Annotated in this window: 24 protein-coding genes, 1 tRNA gene and 2 pseudogenes; 1 reads left to right on the plus strand and 26 read right to left on the minus strand. The window is 43.1% G+C overall.

What is annotated here, in order from left to right:
* A pseudogene (locus ACP4IT_RS10705) lies at window positions 1-108 on the plus strand (IS30 family transposase); the annotation flags it as partial.
* On the opposite strand, the gene ACP4IT_RS10710 reads toward ACP4IT_RS10705, so the two are convergent.
* From ACP4IT_RS10710 to ACP4IT_RS10835, 26 genes and pseudogenes are all read right to left on the minus strand, one after another.
* Complete coding sequence (locus ACP4IT_RS10710; RefSeq protein WP_426855715.1) at window positions 105-1,769, minus strand: tape measure protein; 1,665 nt, start codon at window positions 1,767-1,769, stop codon at window positions 105-107. The pseudogene ACP4IT_RS10705 and the gene ACP4IT_RS10710 overlap by 4 nt on opposite strands.
* A 258-nt stretch (window positions 1,770-2,027) precedes the next feature.
* On the minus strand, window positions 2,028-2,429 hold the full coding sequence (locus ACP4IT_RS10715; protein WP_426855648.1) for a phage tail tube assembly chaperone: 402 nt from the start codon (window positions 2,427-2,429) through the stop codon (window positions 2,028-2,030).
* Window positions 2,430-2,547: 118 nt separating this feature from the next.
* Window positions 2,548-3,171 (minus strand): phage tail protein, encoded by a 624-nt coding sequence (locus ACP4IT_RS10720; RefSeq protein ID WP_426855649.1) that lies wholly within the window; start codon window positions 3,169-3,171, stop codon window positions 2,548-2,550.
* A gap of 16 nt (window positions 3,172-3,187) precedes the next feature.
* On the minus strand, window positions 3,188-3,562 hold the full coding sequence (locus ACP4IT_RS10725; protein ID WP_426855650.1) for a DUF806 family protein: 375 nt from the start codon (window positions 3,560-3,562) through the stop codon (window positions 3,188-3,190).
* Entirely contained in the window at window positions 3,559-4,005 is a 447-nt protein-coding gene (locus tag ACP4IT_RS10730; RefSeq protein WP_054734132.1) for a hypothetical protein, read from the minus strand. Before ACP4IT_RS10730 ends, ACP4IT_RS10725 begins: the two co-directional genes overlap by 4 nt.
* On the minus strand, window positions 3,998-4,354 hold the full coding sequence (locus ACP4IT_RS10735; protein ID WP_267925719.1) for a phage head closure protein: 357 nt from the start codon (window positions 4,352-4,354) through the stop codon (window positions 3,998-4,000). The genes ACP4IT_RS10730 and ACP4IT_RS10735 overlap by 8 nt, the downstream gene beginning before the upstream one ends.
* A complete protein-coding gene (locus tag ACP4IT_RS10740; RefSeq protein WP_426855653.1) occupies window positions 4,338-4,664 on the minus strand; it encodes a head-tail connector protein in 327 nt (108 codons plus the stop codon). Before ACP4IT_RS10740 ends, ACP4IT_RS10735 begins: the two co-directional genes overlap by 17 nt.
* A gap of 57 nt (window positions 4,665-4,721) precedes the next feature.
* On the minus strand, window positions 4,722-5,945 hold the full coding sequence (locus ACP4IT_RS10745) for a phage major capsid protein (protein WP_426855654.1): 1,224 nt from the start codon (window positions 5,943-5,945) through the stop codon (window positions 4,722-4,724).
* Complete coding sequence (locus ACP4IT_RS10750) at window positions 5,945-6,664, minus strand: head maturation protease, ClpP-related (protein WP_426855717.1); 720 nt, start codon at window positions 6,662-6,664, stop codon at window positions 5,945-5,947. Before ACP4IT_RS10750 ends, ACP4IT_RS10745 begins: the two co-directional genes overlap by 1 nt.
* Window positions 6,657-7,811 carry a phage portal protein gene (locus ACP4IT_RS10755; RefSeq protein WP_259030851.1) on the minus strand — a complete coding sequence of 385 codons (1,155 nt, stop codon included), beginning with the start codon at window positions 7,809-7,811 and terminating at the stop codon, window positions 6,657-6,659. Before ACP4IT_RS10755 ends, ACP4IT_RS10750 begins: the two co-directional genes overlap by 8 nt.
* 2 nt (window positions 7,812-7,813) lie before the next feature.
* Window positions 7,814-8,011: a DUF1056 family protein gene (locus ACP4IT_RS10760; protein WP_426855656.1), complete on the minus strand. Its 198-nt coding sequence runs from the start codon at window positions 8,009-8,011 to the stop codon at window positions 7,814-7,816.
* Window positions 8,001-9,907 (minus strand): annotated as a pseudogene (locus ACP4IT_RS10765) (terminase large subunit). Before ACP4IT_RS10765 ends, ACP4IT_RS10760 begins: the two are co-directional and overlap by 11 nt.
* Window positions 9,908-9,938: 31 nt before the next feature.
* A complete protein-coding gene (locus ACP4IT_RS10770; protein WP_426855657.1) occupies window positions 9,939-10,397 on the minus strand; it encodes a phage terminase small subunit P27 family in 459 nt (152 codons plus the stop codon).
* A gap of 131 nt (window positions 10,398-10,528) precedes the next feature.
* Window positions 10,529-11,044, minus strand: coding sequence for an NUMOD4 domain-containing protein (locus tag ACP4IT_RS10775; RefSeq protein ID WP_426855658.1), 516 nt, complete (start codon window positions 11,042-11,044; stop codon window positions 10,529-10,531).
* Window positions 11,037-11,561, minus strand: a complete 525-nt coding sequence (locus tag ACP4IT_RS10780) for an HNH endonuclease (protein WP_426855660.1) — start codon at window positions 11,559-11,561, stop codon at window positions 11,037-11,039. Before ACP4IT_RS10780 ends, ACP4IT_RS10775 begins: the two co-directional genes overlap by 8 nt.
* Window positions 11,539-11,706, minus strand: coding sequence for a hypothetical protein (locus tag ACP4IT_RS10785; RefSeq protein WP_426855662.1), 168 nt, complete (start codon window positions 11,704-11,706; stop codon window positions 11,539-11,541). Before ACP4IT_RS10785 ends, ACP4IT_RS10780 begins: the two co-directional genes overlap by 23 nt.
* A 268-nt stretch (window positions 11,707-11,974) precedes the next feature.
* Window positions 11,975-12,032: transfer RNA gene (locus ACP4IT_RS10790), tRNA-Ser, on the minus strand.
* 72 nt (window positions 12,033-12,104) lie between these two features.
* Window positions 12,105-12,533: a transcriptional regulator gene (locus ACP4IT_RS10795; protein ID WP_426855664.1), complete on the minus strand. Its 429-nt coding sequence runs from the start codon at window positions 12,531-12,533 to the stop codon at window positions 12,105-12,107.
* A 3-nt stretch (window positions 12,534-12,536) separates the two neighbouring features.
* Window positions 12,537-12,794 carry a hypothetical protein gene (locus ACP4IT_RS10800; protein WP_426855665.1) on the minus strand — a complete coding sequence of 86 codons (258 nt, stop codon included), beginning with the start codon at window positions 12,792-12,794 and terminating at the stop codon, window positions 12,537-12,539.
* An 11-nt stretch (window positions 12,795-12,805) separates the two neighbouring features.
* Window positions 12,806-13,021, minus strand: coding sequence for a hypothetical protein (locus ACP4IT_RS10805; protein WP_426855666.1), 216 nt, complete (start codon window positions 13,019-13,021; stop codon window positions 12,806-12,808).
* 30 nt (window positions 13,022-13,051) lie between these two features.
* Window positions 13,052-13,396 carry a hypothetical protein gene (locus ACP4IT_RS10810; RefSeq protein WP_426855667.1) on the minus strand — a complete coding sequence of 115 codons (345 nt, stop codon included), beginning with the start codon at window positions 13,394-13,396 and terminating at the stop codon, window positions 13,052-13,054.
* A gap of 28 nt (window positions 13,397-13,424) precedes the next feature.
* Entirely contained in the window at window positions 13,425-13,670 is a 246-nt protein-coding gene (locus ACP4IT_RS10815; RefSeq protein ID WP_426855669.1) for a hypothetical protein, read from the minus strand.
* Window positions 13,671-13,700: 30 nt separating this feature from the next.
* Window positions 13,701-13,892 carry a hypothetical protein gene (locus tag ACP4IT_RS10820; RefSeq protein ID WP_426855670.1) on the minus strand — a complete coding sequence of 64 codons (192 nt, stop codon included), beginning with the start codon at window positions 13,890-13,892 and terminating at the stop codon, window positions 13,701-13,703.
* Entirely contained in the window at window positions 13,873-14,385 is a 513-nt protein-coding gene (locus ACP4IT_RS10825) for a YopX family protein (RefSeq protein ID WP_426855671.1), read from the minus strand. The genes ACP4IT_RS10820 and ACP4IT_RS10825 overlap by 20 nt, the downstream gene beginning before the upstream one ends.
* Before the next feature lie 168 nt (window positions 14,386-14,553).
* Window positions 14,554-15,000: a DNA N-6-adenine-methyltransferase gene (locus ACP4IT_RS10830; protein WP_426855673.1), complete on the minus strand. Its 447-nt coding sequence runs from the start codon at window positions 14,998-15,000 to the stop codon at window positions 14,554-14,556.
* Window positions 14,993-15,403, minus strand: coding sequence for a hypothetical protein (locus tag ACP4IT_RS10835; protein ID WP_426855675.1), 411 nt, complete (start codon window positions 15,401-15,403; stop codon window positions 14,993-14,995). Before ACP4IT_RS10835 ends, ACP4IT_RS10830 begins: the two co-directional genes overlap by 8 nt.
* Between the last annotated feature and the right edge of the window lies 1 nt (window position 15,404).

Below are 15,404 nucleotides of genomic sequence, written 5' to 3' on the forward strand. Positions count from 1 at the left end.
GATTTAACGACGACGTTACTCCAAATTAACCAGCGACCGCTTAAAATACTCGACTGGCAAACACCGTATCAGGTTATGCTGACAAATTTGTCCAAAAATTCGGATTAAATTTGCAATCTACCAGTTACCAATAAATCTTTGATTTCAGGAGCATTTTTGGCAATTGACTTTGAGGCATCAGTAACTCCCTTAGCCAATGAGTTCATCGCACGATTCATAGCTTGCGGGGCTGATTTAATACCGAACGCTTGTGCAAATGCCTTTGTAATCGTGTTGATTCCTTGGCTAGCAGACCGACCCACTTTAGTGAATTCTTTGTCCGTTCGCGGATCAGAAACCCATTTAGCCACCGCCGCATATAACGGATTCTTGGCCGTCATAATTGGTTTCTCCATATCACCTAATAACGCGGGAACACGTGCTTTGATAGTTCGTTCCATGCCCACCATCGTTTTAAGCATATTGTCCGCAGCTTTATCATACTTTCCAGATCCTAATTGATTGAATGTTTTTTCAATGTCATTAGCTGAAATTTTACCGGACTTTGCCATGGCAGCTAAATCTGCTACAGTGACTTTCTTTCCGTGATGAACTTCTGTTTCATACTTTGCCAATTGTTCCCGGAACATCGGGAAATATTGGCTAATTTGGTTAAGCATACCGGCATTAGCCTTACCACGGGATAAACCGTTGACCATGTCTTGTGTAACTGCTTGAATTTGCTGACTGTTCAATCCAACGGCATCAGACATGTTTAACATCGATTTAGTTAGCTCATCAGATTCTTTTTTGCTGGAATGCAAATGATAGAACCCTTGTTCTAACTCATTAACAACGTCCACGGCCTGACCTGTCTTGACTGACAATTCATTGATTGTTTTAACCATCGAATCAGATTTTTTTGCTGTCCCCGTCAAGGTTAGCCAAGTGGCCTGCATTTTTTGCTGTTCTTTTTCGTAATCAGCACCCGCTTTAACGGCATCACTAATATGATTAGTCAATGATTGCCATGCGTTAATGACACCGCTAGCCAATAAGTGTGCTCCGAATATCTTGCCAAACAAATGGTCAGCTTTTTCTGTCTTATGGTTAGCACGATCAGTAGCAGCAATCAACCGGTTAATTCCTGTCGGATGAAGTGCGTTATCTTGGCGCCGAACATCGGCTAGCTCCGTCTTAGTGTGAGCCAGCTTAGTGCCTAGTTCATTGACCCGAATGGACTGCTTGCGGTACTCATCAGAGCTTTTTCCGCTAGCTTCCGCCACCTGATTAAGCCGTTGCTTTTCGATAGCCAGCTGTTTGTTCATGCCAGAATAAGATTCTTGTAGTCCCTTATGCTTAGCGGTAACTGCGTCAGCCGTACGCCCTTCGGCCTGTAGTCGTTCTACAAATGCTTTGCTGGCTTGCGTTGCCAATTGGGTACTACGTTGAACGTCAAGAACACCAGATTTAAAAAGTTCAGCAGATTTCTTAGCGCGTTCCTGTTGCGCCGACAAATTGCTAATCTCAGTTTTTGCTCGCTTAATCTGATTCTCATAGCGCACATAGGCTGAACGTCCCTTTTCGGTGTCCATATCTAGGCCCTTTTGTTGCTCTCGCAGTTTTTTAATAACTGCCTCTTGACCGGAGATGGCCCGTTTCGCATCAGCCACTTTGCCGGCATAAGCCTTCATGGCATCACCGCCTGACTTTATTTCAGTAAAGTTAGACTTCATAGCCGTCTTTAATAGCTTGGCTTCGTTACGTATCTCCTTTAGGGAGCGTGTCATACCGCCGTCATCAAGATCGATGCCAAACTTATATCCCTGAATTTCTTCCACCATTGCTCCTCCTTTCCTACATGTTTCCTGGGGTGATTCCTAACCTCTTAAGCATTTCCATTGGGTCTTCTGGCCGTTCGTCAGGATCGCGAGCTTGAAGAATTTCTTGCATCCGATGGAAATTAGCATCGTCGAACTCATCAGGGGACATTCCCTTATTGATCATCAGTTGCTGCGCATAGTAATCAAAGTCTTCAATTTGATTTTCTAACTCTCGGATGCGTTTTCGCCGTCTGATTTTGGGTCCGGTTCGTCCTCCTTGTCTGTATCTTCTGCATTCGGGTTAATGTCCGACAAAGCATATTGCAAACGACCTGAGAGCTCGCCAATTTCATCATTGGTTAAATCTTCTAATCGATCTTGTTGCTTTTTGTTAAGGCCTAAAGTGGTTGTCAAAAATTCTTCTGTCTTATCTAATAATTCGATTGCTTGATCATGTTCTTTTTGCAAATCATCAAACGTTTGTAGCTCTTTGCCTTCGCTTGAAAACGCTTTGGCTTGAATGAGTTGTAAGTTCCAAATCTTGCGCATATTACGATTGCTAGGCTTGATTTTTTTCGTTTCGTTTAGTCCGATTTCAGGAGCTGAAAATTCAATGTATTCAATCATAAATATTTCCTTTCATAATAAAAAAGCCGCCCCATTCGGTATTGTTAGCTTTCTTAGGCGACTACTATTTAGTTACTTAGCATTAACAGTTACATGGCTTGAATCCGTGCTAACTGAATTAACCGTTGGTTGGGCTACTCGCCGGTGTTACACCAAAAATTTCTTTATCAATAACACTTTGATCAAATCCAGTCTCACCATCGTAGTAAATTTTGCCAACATGATTGTCGTCATTAGCAAATGGCGTGAAAGTGAGTGCATCGTTGACTCGTGTTTCGTTTTCGTTGTTAGTCCCTAGTGATAAATCACCAGCGGTGACGTATCCGTCGTAGAATCCAAAGTGAATACCACCACCAGCAACTGTTTCTGAAACGATTTCTACCGCTACATCGACTGGGTGACCTTCAAGATCGTAACCACCTTTGCCATCAGCTTCCCGTCCCAAAATAGCTGCCAGCACATCATGAGCTAAGAAGTTAATTGTCAATGCAACACTTGGTTGAGCCTTGCCGACTGAAATATCGGCAACAGAGTTGTTCCCCCAAATACGGGTCACAGATGGTGCCAGCCCAGATAGTGCTGCACTAGAAACACCACCATCTTGGGACGTTGTAACCTTGTAAATGCCATTAGCATCAGCACCTGGAATCCCAGAAGTTAACGCTTTGCCAGTCGTAGCATCTAATAATGCAAAGCGAGCATAGGAAACACCTACATACCCGCCGTCTTTTGCTTTTGCCATGTTAAATATCTCTCCTTTATTTTTTGTGATTGAATTTTAAAGTTGCCATCAATTGACCATCATCTGGGGTCAAAATATGACCATTATTGCCAAAGCAGTAATAATGATCTGAACGCATTACTTGTTTTAGCTGATTTTCTAAGTCGTCCATATCACCGGAATAATCTTTTGGATAGTAAATCTGCACCTGAGCTTGCTGCTGTAGATAAGTAGCCTCATTATCGCCATATCCAGATTCATTGTTTGAAATTTCTGTAATTAAAAAGACGGGCTTATCGTCCGTCCAATCATTGGCTTTAATTCCGAATGTATGAATCTGGTCACTACTAACGTTTGGTAGCTTTTCAATAGAATTAACAATTACCTGACGAATCTCACTGGCTAACGTCACTGGCTATGCACCTTCTTATCCATTGTTGCTTTTAACGAAGCAGCTACAGCCTTGCCAACTTCTCCTTTAGCTTCACGTTGCGTTGCTTCCCAAAAATGCTTTCCAGCTACCGGATCATAATTTGATTGCTTAGCACGGCCGCCTGGTGGCTTCGGAATCCAACCATCATTGATGATTCTAGCCACGTAACCCTTCATGCTTTTCTTAGTAAAACCAACATCGACCGACCCATTCGCATGTTCCACATTAATCAGGGAATCGCGCAGATGGGCTGTTTCTCCCTTACGCAAATTAAATCGATAAGGAACTTTGGGCTTCATAATTTGGGCGAATTTTTTTGCCCCAGCTTTGTTGGCTTGAAACCGTTCTTCACGCCCAAACCCATCTGCAAGATCGTCTAGCAAGTGGTCAAAAGATGTTTCATTGCTAATATGACTAGCCATGCTTGGTCACCACCCGATGGCACGTGATTAAATCAAAGCCCTCATTTTGTAAGCCGTCATCCGCCGAAATACTGTCAATCTTGTACAGATCAGATCCGCACTGAACTTGCAGCGTCTCGTTAACGGCCGGATTATGGCGAATAAAAAAGACCACTGCATTAGTGATCCCAGCTCCGGCTATGGTTAATTGCTGTTGCACATTCAACGACCACTGGCCCGCCCAACAGCTGAAATCTGCTGAAAATTGTTGAATTGGCGTGCCAGTATTCGGATTAACCTCGCCAGTATCAGCATCATGGCCAAAGGCGATGCGGAACGTCATTCGTGAAGGATTAATCGCTTTGGTCATCAGTGATCGCCTCCATTTTCAGATCATAGAGCCCTCTCAGTTGCCCAATGATCGAATCAACCGGTAAATTAATACTAATTGCCGTGGTCGGAACCAATGAGCTACGGTAATTATAGTAGGCTGAGGCCAATGCCAGCACAGCTGTATTAAACAAATCAATCACACTGGCATCATCATAGAAGCTGTCTGATTCCGTGCCAACTGCTTGTGTGATATAGCTTTTTGCAGTATTTAAATATCCGGTCAGAAGTTGATCATCGGCATCACCATCTAGGCGTAGCGATAGTTTTAGGTCATCTAGTGTTGGCATTTAGCCACCTCCTAAGATGTCTTAGTCGGAGTTGTCTCCGTTGAGTTGACCGCCGGTTTACTTACTCGCAGGACTAGCTGCAAAGTTCGCTGGTTGGTCAGCAATCGCCGCAAACGAACCCGCAACAAAAGCTTCGGTATCCGTTGGTTCCACATCAAACCGATCAATCACACGAATCTTAGTTTGATCGGTTTCAAAGGCTCCACCACCGATGTTTGTCGTCAGCAAGGACATGTTTTCGCGGTCAAACAAAGTAACCGCTTGTGATAGATCACCGTAATACAATGGATAAACTGGCGCCGCTGCCGTCCCAGCATTTGGTAACCACTTGTCAGCAATCACTACAATCCGCTTACCACGAATTAAATACTGATCAGGTTGGGTTGGATCTGGTTGCAATAGGTAATTTCCCATAGCATCCTTAACTTCTGACAGCACGTTAAACCCGGACGTGTTCGTCATTAATAATGAAGTAGACTTGATAGCTGGATCAACGGCCGTGTTGATCATCGTAATGATGTCATCAAACTTAGCTAAGGTTGGCTTTTTAGGTGCGTTGTTCATAGCAGCAATGATTTTAGCGTTGCGAGTAACAACAACTTTCTTAGCAATCCATTGTGATAGCCAAGCCATGATGTTGTCCGCTGTATCCTTTAATAAGGAGTTCGTCACCGTGCTAATTCCGGCGTAACGATGAATAGCGTACTTGATAAGCGTCAAGTGTGGATCATCATTGTCACCGATTTTAGCCGTTTCATCATCTAAGTCAGCCAATGGCGTAACGTCCGTCCACTTTTCCCAAACCCGTGACCCGGTCGGTGTTGAAACAGCTTCTCGCTTAACGTATTGTTGCAAAGAATCGTATTGACGAACTAACGTGTTAATCGCTGTCTGAATATCTTGAGGGATCGTCAGTCCAATAGCGTTACCCGATTCATCAGTGGAAGATGTAATCAAGTTCATAACTTTGGGGTCACCCTTAATCATGCCTTGGAAGTTCTTAATGAACTCATCTTCAATTTTGCCTTCTTGATCGTTCAATGGTTTCTTATCATTATCAGCCATATTAGCGACCTCTTGCGCCTTACGTTCTTCTTCCAGTTGTGTGTGTAAAGCGTCACGACGAGCAACCGCGTTATCCCGTTCTGCAGTCATGTTTTTGAATTCTTCTTGGTTAAATTTATCATCTAAAACGGCAGCATTAAGCTTGTCATTTAGATCTGATACCTTTTGCCCTTGGGCAATCCAGGCATCGTTTAAGTCATTAATATTCGTAGCCATTAGTTGGCCTCCTCTTTATTTTTACCCATCAAAATAGCCAACTTGCTTTGCATTAGTGCATTAGCAGGTTGGCTTTCTTTAGGTTGTGTAGGTTTGGGTTGTGTAGGTTTGGTTTGTGACTTGGAAATCAGATTCATAAATTTGTTGATTGCTGCCTTAGAAGGAATTTCTGAAACTGAGTTGGTAAATTGAAGTTGCTTATCATCGACAAACATAATCTCATCAGCAAAGCCTTTATCCACTGCATCTTGTGCCGTCATCCAAGTCTCGTTTGCCATTAATTGCAACACATCCTCCGCGGCCATGCCAGTCTTAGCAACATACGCTGCAACAATGGACTGATCAATGCTATCTAGCACATTCGATTCATGTGATAAATCGTCCGCGTTGCCTTGGACACCGGACCAAGCCTTATGAATCATAATTTGTGCTGTGGGTGAGATAGAGACTTTGTCACCAGCCATCGCAATCACACTTGCAGCGCTAGCTGCTAATCCTTGCACATTAACCATGACATTCCCTTGATAATTTTTTAGCATTGTGTAGATTTCGCTAGCGGCGAACACATCACCACCATTAGACGCAATGTCAACTTCTACATCGTCATTAGGCCCCGCGCTATCTAGCACATCAGACACTCCGGCTGGTGATACCGCTGGCATACCGAAAAATTGATAGAATGCCGCTGTTTCATTGTCGACCACGTCGCCTTTAATCATTACCTTCTTCGTTGTTGTCACCTCCTTCCACTGATTGAATAGCTTCTGGCATATCTGCAGGAAAGTATCCTAGTTGTTGCAGCACCCAGGTAGCCTGATTGTTAGCAATTGTGCCGTCCTTAGCCAATCCAGATAGCGTTGTAGCAAAGGCATCGCCTAATGGATCAATTGCCGGCCGTAAATTGGCGGTGATAGTCGCGTTCAACTTGTTGTCTAGCTCCGATATAATACATTGCATATATCGGTTGAGCGCGTTGGCGTACATGCCTTTAATCTGGTCAATGCTGCTTTGCTGATCGCCTTGACCGTTTAAATAACTATCCGGGATACCAAATACTTTGGCAATCTGCTTGCTGGTCCAATCAGTCTGGCTTAGAAGCTTAGTTACATCAGCCTTCATTTCAAGTGGCTTATATTCTTCCAGCTCATCAATTACAACTGGGCCGCCATTTGACTTATTGACCTGCCTCATAAAGTTACGTGATCGACTAGCTTTCATTTTTTCACTCAACAGGCCGCCATGCTGAATAGATAGCACACCAGGCGCGCTTATCGAACGTGCTAAAGCAGCTAAGGTTAAGTCATTGGAAGCGTCCTTAATCTGTAGCTCACTAGTTAGTGCTTCTAAGGGACTGATACCCGTTTGCCCGCCATTAATACCAGTTAAACGAATATGAATCATGTCGCCCTGTGGTACGTATTGCCGTACACCCAATTGGGTTTCATCAAACGTTACGGTATAAGTTAGGCCGCTTCCATCTTCCAACAAGTACGTTTCAACTTGACTGGGCCGCAAATATTCCCAACGCATATCTAAGCCATTTGGATTACGCCAACGGTACGCAAAACATTCGCCGCCTAATAGTAGCTGGGCAAACATTGATTGCCAGAACGCATGACCATTGGCCGTGCTGCTGGGATTGTTCAGAATTCCTTGTGCTCGTGGCATATTGGCACTAAGCTGTACCGTCGCTAAATCACCAGATAACTGGCTGACTACCGAATAAATATCGGAATTTTTTAACGCGTCCGTTGCACTGACATAATCACGTTGACCATTGGGGGTTAAGAAATTAACAATGTCACTATCTTCAACGGGCACACTTTGTACTTGGTTCTTAATCTCAGGTGGTCTGAAAACTGGCATTTTTAATCACCTCCTTTATTCTGGGACGTGTTAATCACTTCTGACAGCCAGCCAATTACAAAAAGTGTCACCGCTACTGCCATGACACCCCAAGGCTTGCCAAATAAAAATGCCCCGTAATCCGCCACAATCAAGGCACTTACGAAGCATATCAAGTCGAAATAGTGCCAAATCATGGCAAAAAAGCGTTTAAAAATCATCAATGTCATCTCCTAACAGCCCCGACTCTGGATTGTTAAACCATTCTAAGACCTGTTCCTTAGTCATACGTTCCACTTGCTTATCAGGATTGTTCACGTCTGAAAAGTCTTCAAAGTGATACATGGCTTGGAACAAGGCATCAATCAGCGCATCAACCACATCAATTTTTAGCGTGGCTTTAGCCTTATCAACCTGAATGCCGATCTTGTCTTCATAAATCTCAGCATTCAGTAGCGCCTTTTCCATAATTCGATCATTGAGTCGGTCAACTGACCCTTCAACAAACACCTTTTGTAAAAACTTGGTTGGATCTTTCAATTCACTGGTTCGTTGACGAATAGCTTCTAGCGGCCAGCCCGAATTAAGCTCTAACTGTTTGATAGCCGGCGTAGCTCCCCAAGCATCATAACCAAAAAAGACCACCTCTAACCGGTGACGATCCACGAAGTTAAGCAGCCACTGATAGACTTGTTCGTCATTAATCAGTCCTTGTGGGTGGCTGCTGATTGTACAGAAACCCTTTTGAGCTAAATCACGATAGTTGATGCCATCTTGTTTTTCTTTGGCTTCAATCGATCCAGCCTTTTGCCACGGGATAAAACTATGCTGGTAAATAAACCATCGCGGTTTGCCCTTAGCATCCTGATAAGGAAACACAAATGCCAAAGCCGTATTATCGCTAAACATTGAGTAGTCAAAGCCAATGTAGACTTGACGTTCATCAAAGCTAAACGATGGCACAATGGCTTTTTCAACGTCAGGCAACTTGAGGAAGCTGTCCACTGATTGCTCCAGCCAAAGGTTAAGATTCTTGTTCTGAAAGTCATTAATTGTGCCCGACAACGCGTCAGAATCACGTTTATCTGTCAGTCCGTTCATCAAAACTTCATATTGACTTGGCAAATCAAGCAAAGGATTACTTTTTACCCAAGTCTCCGGCTTAAATGTCTCGTCTAAGCTGTCTTGGGCCCAAATCAGGCCTAAGTACGTATCAGCATCACGCAAGTAATCCTGTTCCATCGCTTGCTGAATCATGCGTTCATCATCATGGAATGGCACGGTTGGATCTGGATAAGCCGTTGAAATCTGAACGAATTGCTTATTACGCACCTTAACTTGGCCCGAAACAATTTTAGAAATCTTCTGCCGTGTTTTTACTTCGCCGATTTCGTCAAAAATAGCAGTTGTGAAATGAAACGAGTCGTACTGACCGGCTTCATGACTGATTGCTCGCAGCTTGTTATTAGTCTTGCTCATCGTGACTTGATCGGCCTGTGAGGACAGCGTCCGTGTATCTAATCCACTGTCCTGTATTAGTGTTTTAAACGGCTCAATAGTTGCAATCTTGGCTAGCATCGACTTAATGTAACCCAGAATTTTACTAGTTTGTTTGTAGTTAATGGATGAGACTAAGTAATCTTGGTTAGATAGTCCTAGTGATTCAATTAAATAGCTATAGGCGGTGATAATTGCCATCAAGTACGTCTTACCTTGACCATTCAACCTCGCGCAACTGAAACAATAGCCCGTGAAAAACGCTTGCCGCCGTCATCATTACGCCAGCCAATTAGCATAGCCATAATGAATTCCTGCCACGGCATAAGCTTAGTTGGTTCGCCTGTGTCAACGTTCGGACAGATGGAAGCAAATTTAAGTACTTGATCCACTCGTTTTACCGAGTAAGCAAACGGGAATTCAACGCTACCTTGTCGTTGCAAGTCTCTAATATGGCGAAAAGCCGCTAGCTTAATCAGATAGCCAGTAATTACCTTCTCATCCAGGACTTCAAAAGCATATTTTGTGCCTGGATCAGTGTATTGCTGGCGGACTTCTGAACAATCTAACGCTTGATAAGCTCCAATAACATCATGGGTTTGGGTTAAATCAATGCGCAAATTAATCACCTCCTTCGAGAAGTAGTCTTTTTTATCCTCCTAGAAATTCTTTCATGCGATCACTAATGCTTCGCTCGTCCTTGTGGTCATCTAAGTTTAACTTGAGCAAATCACTACGTGACTTAGGAGATAGTCCCAATTCAGCGCCTAGCTTCGTTAGATTTTTAACCGCTGAATCGTAAATTTGTGTCATAGGATTACGCTTATAACCTGTAAAGTCCTGACCGATTTTTTTACCAGTCTGGTCTTGCAACGTCTTATAGATTGCTTGGACTTCACCGTTCTTTTGAATGTGTTTATACGCATTGCGGTAAATCTCATATTGGGAAGCATATTGTTCCACAAGACCGCTATCAATGCGCTTAACTGGGGTATTATCCTCTAAAAAAGGCACTAATCGACGCCAAACGACCTTAGCTTGCCGTCCTAAGTAAGCTGGCGGTGTGCGCGTTAATTGACCATTGTTGACGTCTTTATCCGCTTTTTTCATTTTCTCTGCCTCCTTTCATTATTGGGTGACCCCCCCTACCTAAAATATTTCAAAAAACGTTTGTGTCACAAGATGAGGGTTATGTGAGCGCTCTAGGATTTGGCTCGAAGGGCGGGGGGGATAAAAATTATTCAAGCACGCCGGAACCTTATTCCGTGTGTCGTTTTCTTTTTATTATTCAAACAGTCATAGATTCCACTTGGTGAGATTCCAAAATATTTTGCCGCCCGTTTAACAGATGGAAATTCTTTCTGCTTGTCGTTAAATAATGCTTTAACCCGAATGCTTACGGATGGTGCACGCCTGGAGATCAAACCGCGGTATGCATTGTTGTATTTTCGTGTACACCACTCTAAATTTTCTACAGCATTATTAGTTTTATCCTCATCCTTATGGTTAATCTCTTCTAATCCATTAGGGTTGGCCACAAATGCTCGGGCCACTAATCTGTGAACTTTTGGCCGGTACTGTTTTCCGTTGTAATGTAGTAGCACATCTTGATAACCATCCGGTCGGTTTCTATTTGTTAAAATCCTTCCGTGACGAACTCTGCCATTAATAAGCATATCAAGTGAGCGTACTCTTCCAAGGCTGCTAACTTGATACCGGCCAATGAACCCTGTTACATCCTTCCATTGTTCAATCACGCTGTGTTCCTCCATTCATTAATACGCCTACGGACTGCACATCATGTATTTCGTTGACTTGCCTTAACTCATTGCCTTGACCTGTGCCATAGTAGCCTTGTTCCCAATCCGTCTTTAGTCGGTGACACTTACCACAGATGACAGCAAGGTTATCAACATTTGCTTTCAGTGCTTCGTCAAACTCAATCGGCACGACGTGATCAACGGTTTTTGCTGGTGTGATAACGCCTTTAACTTTACAGTAAGCACACAAGTAATGGTCACGTTCTAGTACTTGTTGTCTTAGATGTGACCATTGTCGTGTACGATAGAAGTTGTATTGCTGGCGCTTAGTGTCATCACGATTACGTGTGACCGTATTGTATTTGTGCGTGTAAAGTTTGTCATGGCTACGTGCCCAACGCTCACGGCTTGCTAGGTACTCTGCTTCGTGTTCATAGTGTTGCTTGCAATAGTGATCAGGGAAGTTAACCATGGCATGGCACCCTGGCTGTCTACAGCGTCTTACTCTTGGCATGGTCACCACCACCTTTGTGTAAATTAAAAGCGCCATGCTGCTTAGCACGACGCTCACGTTTCTTCTTATCAGCCAACCAGCGCTCCAAGTCATGATAGCAATGGTTCTCTGTTGGGCTAACATAACCATACTCAGTGTGTCGCATGCAGCCACACTCCCAACACGATAATGAGCAGCACCATCAGCAGGCCGAATATTAAGTTGTCCCGTTGATAGTTTCTCATTGCCATTCCTCCAAATTAAAAGTCCGCCTCGTTAGAGACGACCGTGTATGTGATTGGTGTGGAATCGAACCACACGCGGAAGTCAGACCGCCATCTTCTGGCAGGCAAACACCAGTTACAATCACGTGATGGACGCTATAGCCTTGGATGAACGGGAGAGTCCATCTCCTTTAAGTTATTGCGCCCTTATACGTGTAACGGGAGTCGAACCCGTATCTTCTTTGCTCTGCCGTTGAGCTATGCACGCCCATTTCATCAATCGCTTATGTTATCAATTTACACCCAAACTAGGGGTCAAAAGTGCCATAATAGTGCCAAATTAATCTAAATCATAAAGTCCGAACCTTTTCGCACACTCCGATATAAATTCTTTTTTTAGTCGATATGCGCTTCGCCGACTACAATGGACCAAATGATTTACCACTAAGCCATCAACCGTGTATTGTGGTCGCTTGCGAAAGTACAGTTCACCAATTATCACCTGTGTATCTTCGCCGACACCATCTAAACAATCATCAATCACTTCACGTTGCCTTTTTAAAGTGTTAAGACGTCGGTCCTCATCAATTGTGATTAGCATTGTTAATGTTCGTTCGTTACGCAACGACTGGGAACGTCCTCCTCCAATGTTTTCGTCGTCCTGAGTCATCGGATATCGTAGTTCTTTTTCTCGATCCTCGATATATTTATCAATTTCTGGATAGTCTCTTAATAGATCCTCTACCTTCCTAACCGTTGATCGTTTCACCCATCATGCCCCCGTTCCATTTGTCAGCAGATGCCCATCCTTCTTGGCTGATACTGTCATTACTACCCCACAACCCATCAGCAAACATTTTCGAATATAGTGATACAATTTCAATGATTCATCTTCCGACAAGTTGAAACTGCTATTCAGCTTGCTCTCAGATATTTTTTGGCAGCAAACGTCCTCACTCATAAGATATTCGTCTAAATCATCAGAACACGTTGCCTCTAGAACTAGGCTATTATCAATCACTAAATCCATGATTGTTCCTCCTAAAATGGCCGTGTAAGCTCGTGTAGCACGTTAGTAATCTCCGCATTGCTCAGCATACCCAAAGCAATGTAAACTTCCTTAGGAACGCTGTGCTCGCTTAATTTGGATTGAAACTCGGCTAGTCCCATCAATACATCGTCTTTCGGCATCAGTGCCTCCAGATAGCTAAGCAGCATACGTTGGTTGCCGTTCATTTCGTCTCGTGTTTTATCCATACGTCCTCCTACATAAAATAAGAATTTTATTTAGATTACCGTTGCGAAATACCGTTGATACTCCTTTTCTGACAGTAAAAATTGTTCATCAAATAATGGGCTTTCAATAATTCGATCATTTAGCATGATAGTTTGCTGGCGACGCTGGTTTTCTGTTCCATAATTAGCCAAAAAATAAAATCCAAATACGTCGTTCCAAACAATCCCATGGAATTTATAAATCATTTTCCAAGTATTTCTGGGATTGCTATCAGATGAGCTTTCATCTTGCTTTCGTGCTGTTTCAAAGGCTTTTTTAACTTCATCGCCAAGTTGCTCGGTAATCTTAATCACCTTAAAGTGTGTTTTTAACGAAATGCATTCTCCGATTTCCATATTCTCACCTCTACATAAAATAAGAATTTTATCCAAATGGTGGTCTATCTAAAACATAACGCAAAGCTGTTTCTGGATATTCACGAATCCATACACCCAATTTATTTGTAGCATTTCCACCATAGGCCTCTGTTGCAATAGTCTTAAGCACCATTAATTTAAATTCACGTCTACTCATCCCGCCAAAAACATAAAATGCCTCACCATTCACTAACCACTGTACAAAAAACTCTGGTATCTTAATTTCGTCCTTCCGGCGATTATCTTTATTCATGGATTACACCTCCTACATAAAATAAGAATTTTATCCCATTGTCAACTCATGGATAACCTGGTTACGTTCCTTCGCTGACAACTTGTTAATCGCGTTGCGCTGACTATCACTCAGCTTGGTGAAGTGATTGCCACACCACACTAACGCCTGTGCCACATCGCCGCCATAGCTTGCCATGCCTTGCATCACGAAATTGCGATACTCAATCTGTTCGTGTGTCATGCTGTGCCTCCAATAGTTCTAGGTTCTCGTGTACGTTGCCAATGATCGTAAAGTGTTTGTTAACATGTAACATTTTGGGAACGTCCAAATTGCTTGAATCAAAATCTTCTGGATATTCTGCCTTTATTCTCGTTAACACAACTCCAGTTGATGGCCAGATGGCAACCTTTCCGATAACAGTTGTTTCTATACCCGGTTCACCACCAACTGTGCCTAATGTGTCAGGATCATAAAAAGTTTGTCCATGTGTCACATAATAATATTCTAAAATGTCCATCTCGTAGATTTCCTTGCCATTGGCATCTTTCAGGCCGGTATACTGATCTAAAATTAACCCATCACCATCATAAGAATATTCTGTAGATCCCTCAGCGCCTCTGTCATCTAGATAGCAGTGAACCTGAACACCTTCAATTGGCCCATCAAAACTAAGTCTATATACTTTAAGCATTCGTTTCTCATGAACGTCCCATGCTCTAAATTTTGGTACCATAATTTTTCCTCCCAATCTCAACATCACTTGGTGCCACCTCAATATGCCTGTGGCTGCCTTCAACTTTAATCATCGCTAACCGCCTATCACCACGAGTGGTCTAGCATAGCCATGTAGCAGGCTTCTTTACGTGGTGGCGTGGGTGGTAATATACCTTATCGCCGTGCTTCATTGTCTGCCTCCATAGATAACGAGCGCCGAAGGAAACGGTGCCGCATCTTTTGATTCACCATGCAGTTCAAATTTAAGCCGTCCACGTAAAAAATTGATTTGTGCTTTCCCAAAAATGAAATCATGCCAGTAGCTGGTGTCTGTTCTTGCTGGGATAAGTAGCACAATGTAACCGTCATGTTTTTTGAGACTTTCCTCATATGCTTTCTTGACCCATTTTCGTAATTCTCTACCGTATGGCGGGTTTAAGAATAGATTACCTTTAAGCTCATTCCATGGCTTAGCAAGTGAGTTGTCTTTCTCGCTGAAAAAGTTATCACATTTGGTATTCTCAGGACTTGCTGCTAGGTCAAAGCTAAAATGGTACTTGTCATTCAGCTTCTTAAAAAAATCATGTGGTGTTTCCCAATAATTCTTTTCTGATGATAGCAAGGCGTTATTCATTGGCTGCCTCCCGTAGCTTCTCTCGCATGCAGCGCACCCAATCTTTGTCGCGGCCCATAACACTAGCGACTCCTTGGTTGTTAGGCCGATTCATGTGTTTGACGTTATATTTTAACTGTGTCAGCTCATCTGATGTGGCTTGGTAATCCAATTCGTCCCGTCTTCGCATTCTTCCACGTAATTGCCGTATATAATCCGGTGTCTTGGACCGTTCTTGTGAAATATATTTGTTGGTGTATCCGTGGAGAATCAGGTGACGTAGAATCTTATTTTCAGCTGTGTGCTGTTCCTCAGTTTGACCGCGGACCTCCTTTTTAACATTTTCCGGCCAATCATCTGGATTGTCGCCATAATTGGCGTAAGCATCTCTAATTTCAGCTGCCATTTTCTTGTTTGGTGACATA

The sequence above is a fragment of the Levilactobacillus sp. LN180102 genome (assembly GCF_050106635.1).
GTDB lineage: Bacteria > Bacillota > Bacilli > Lactobacillales > Lactobacillaceae > Levilactobacillus > Levilactobacillus brevis.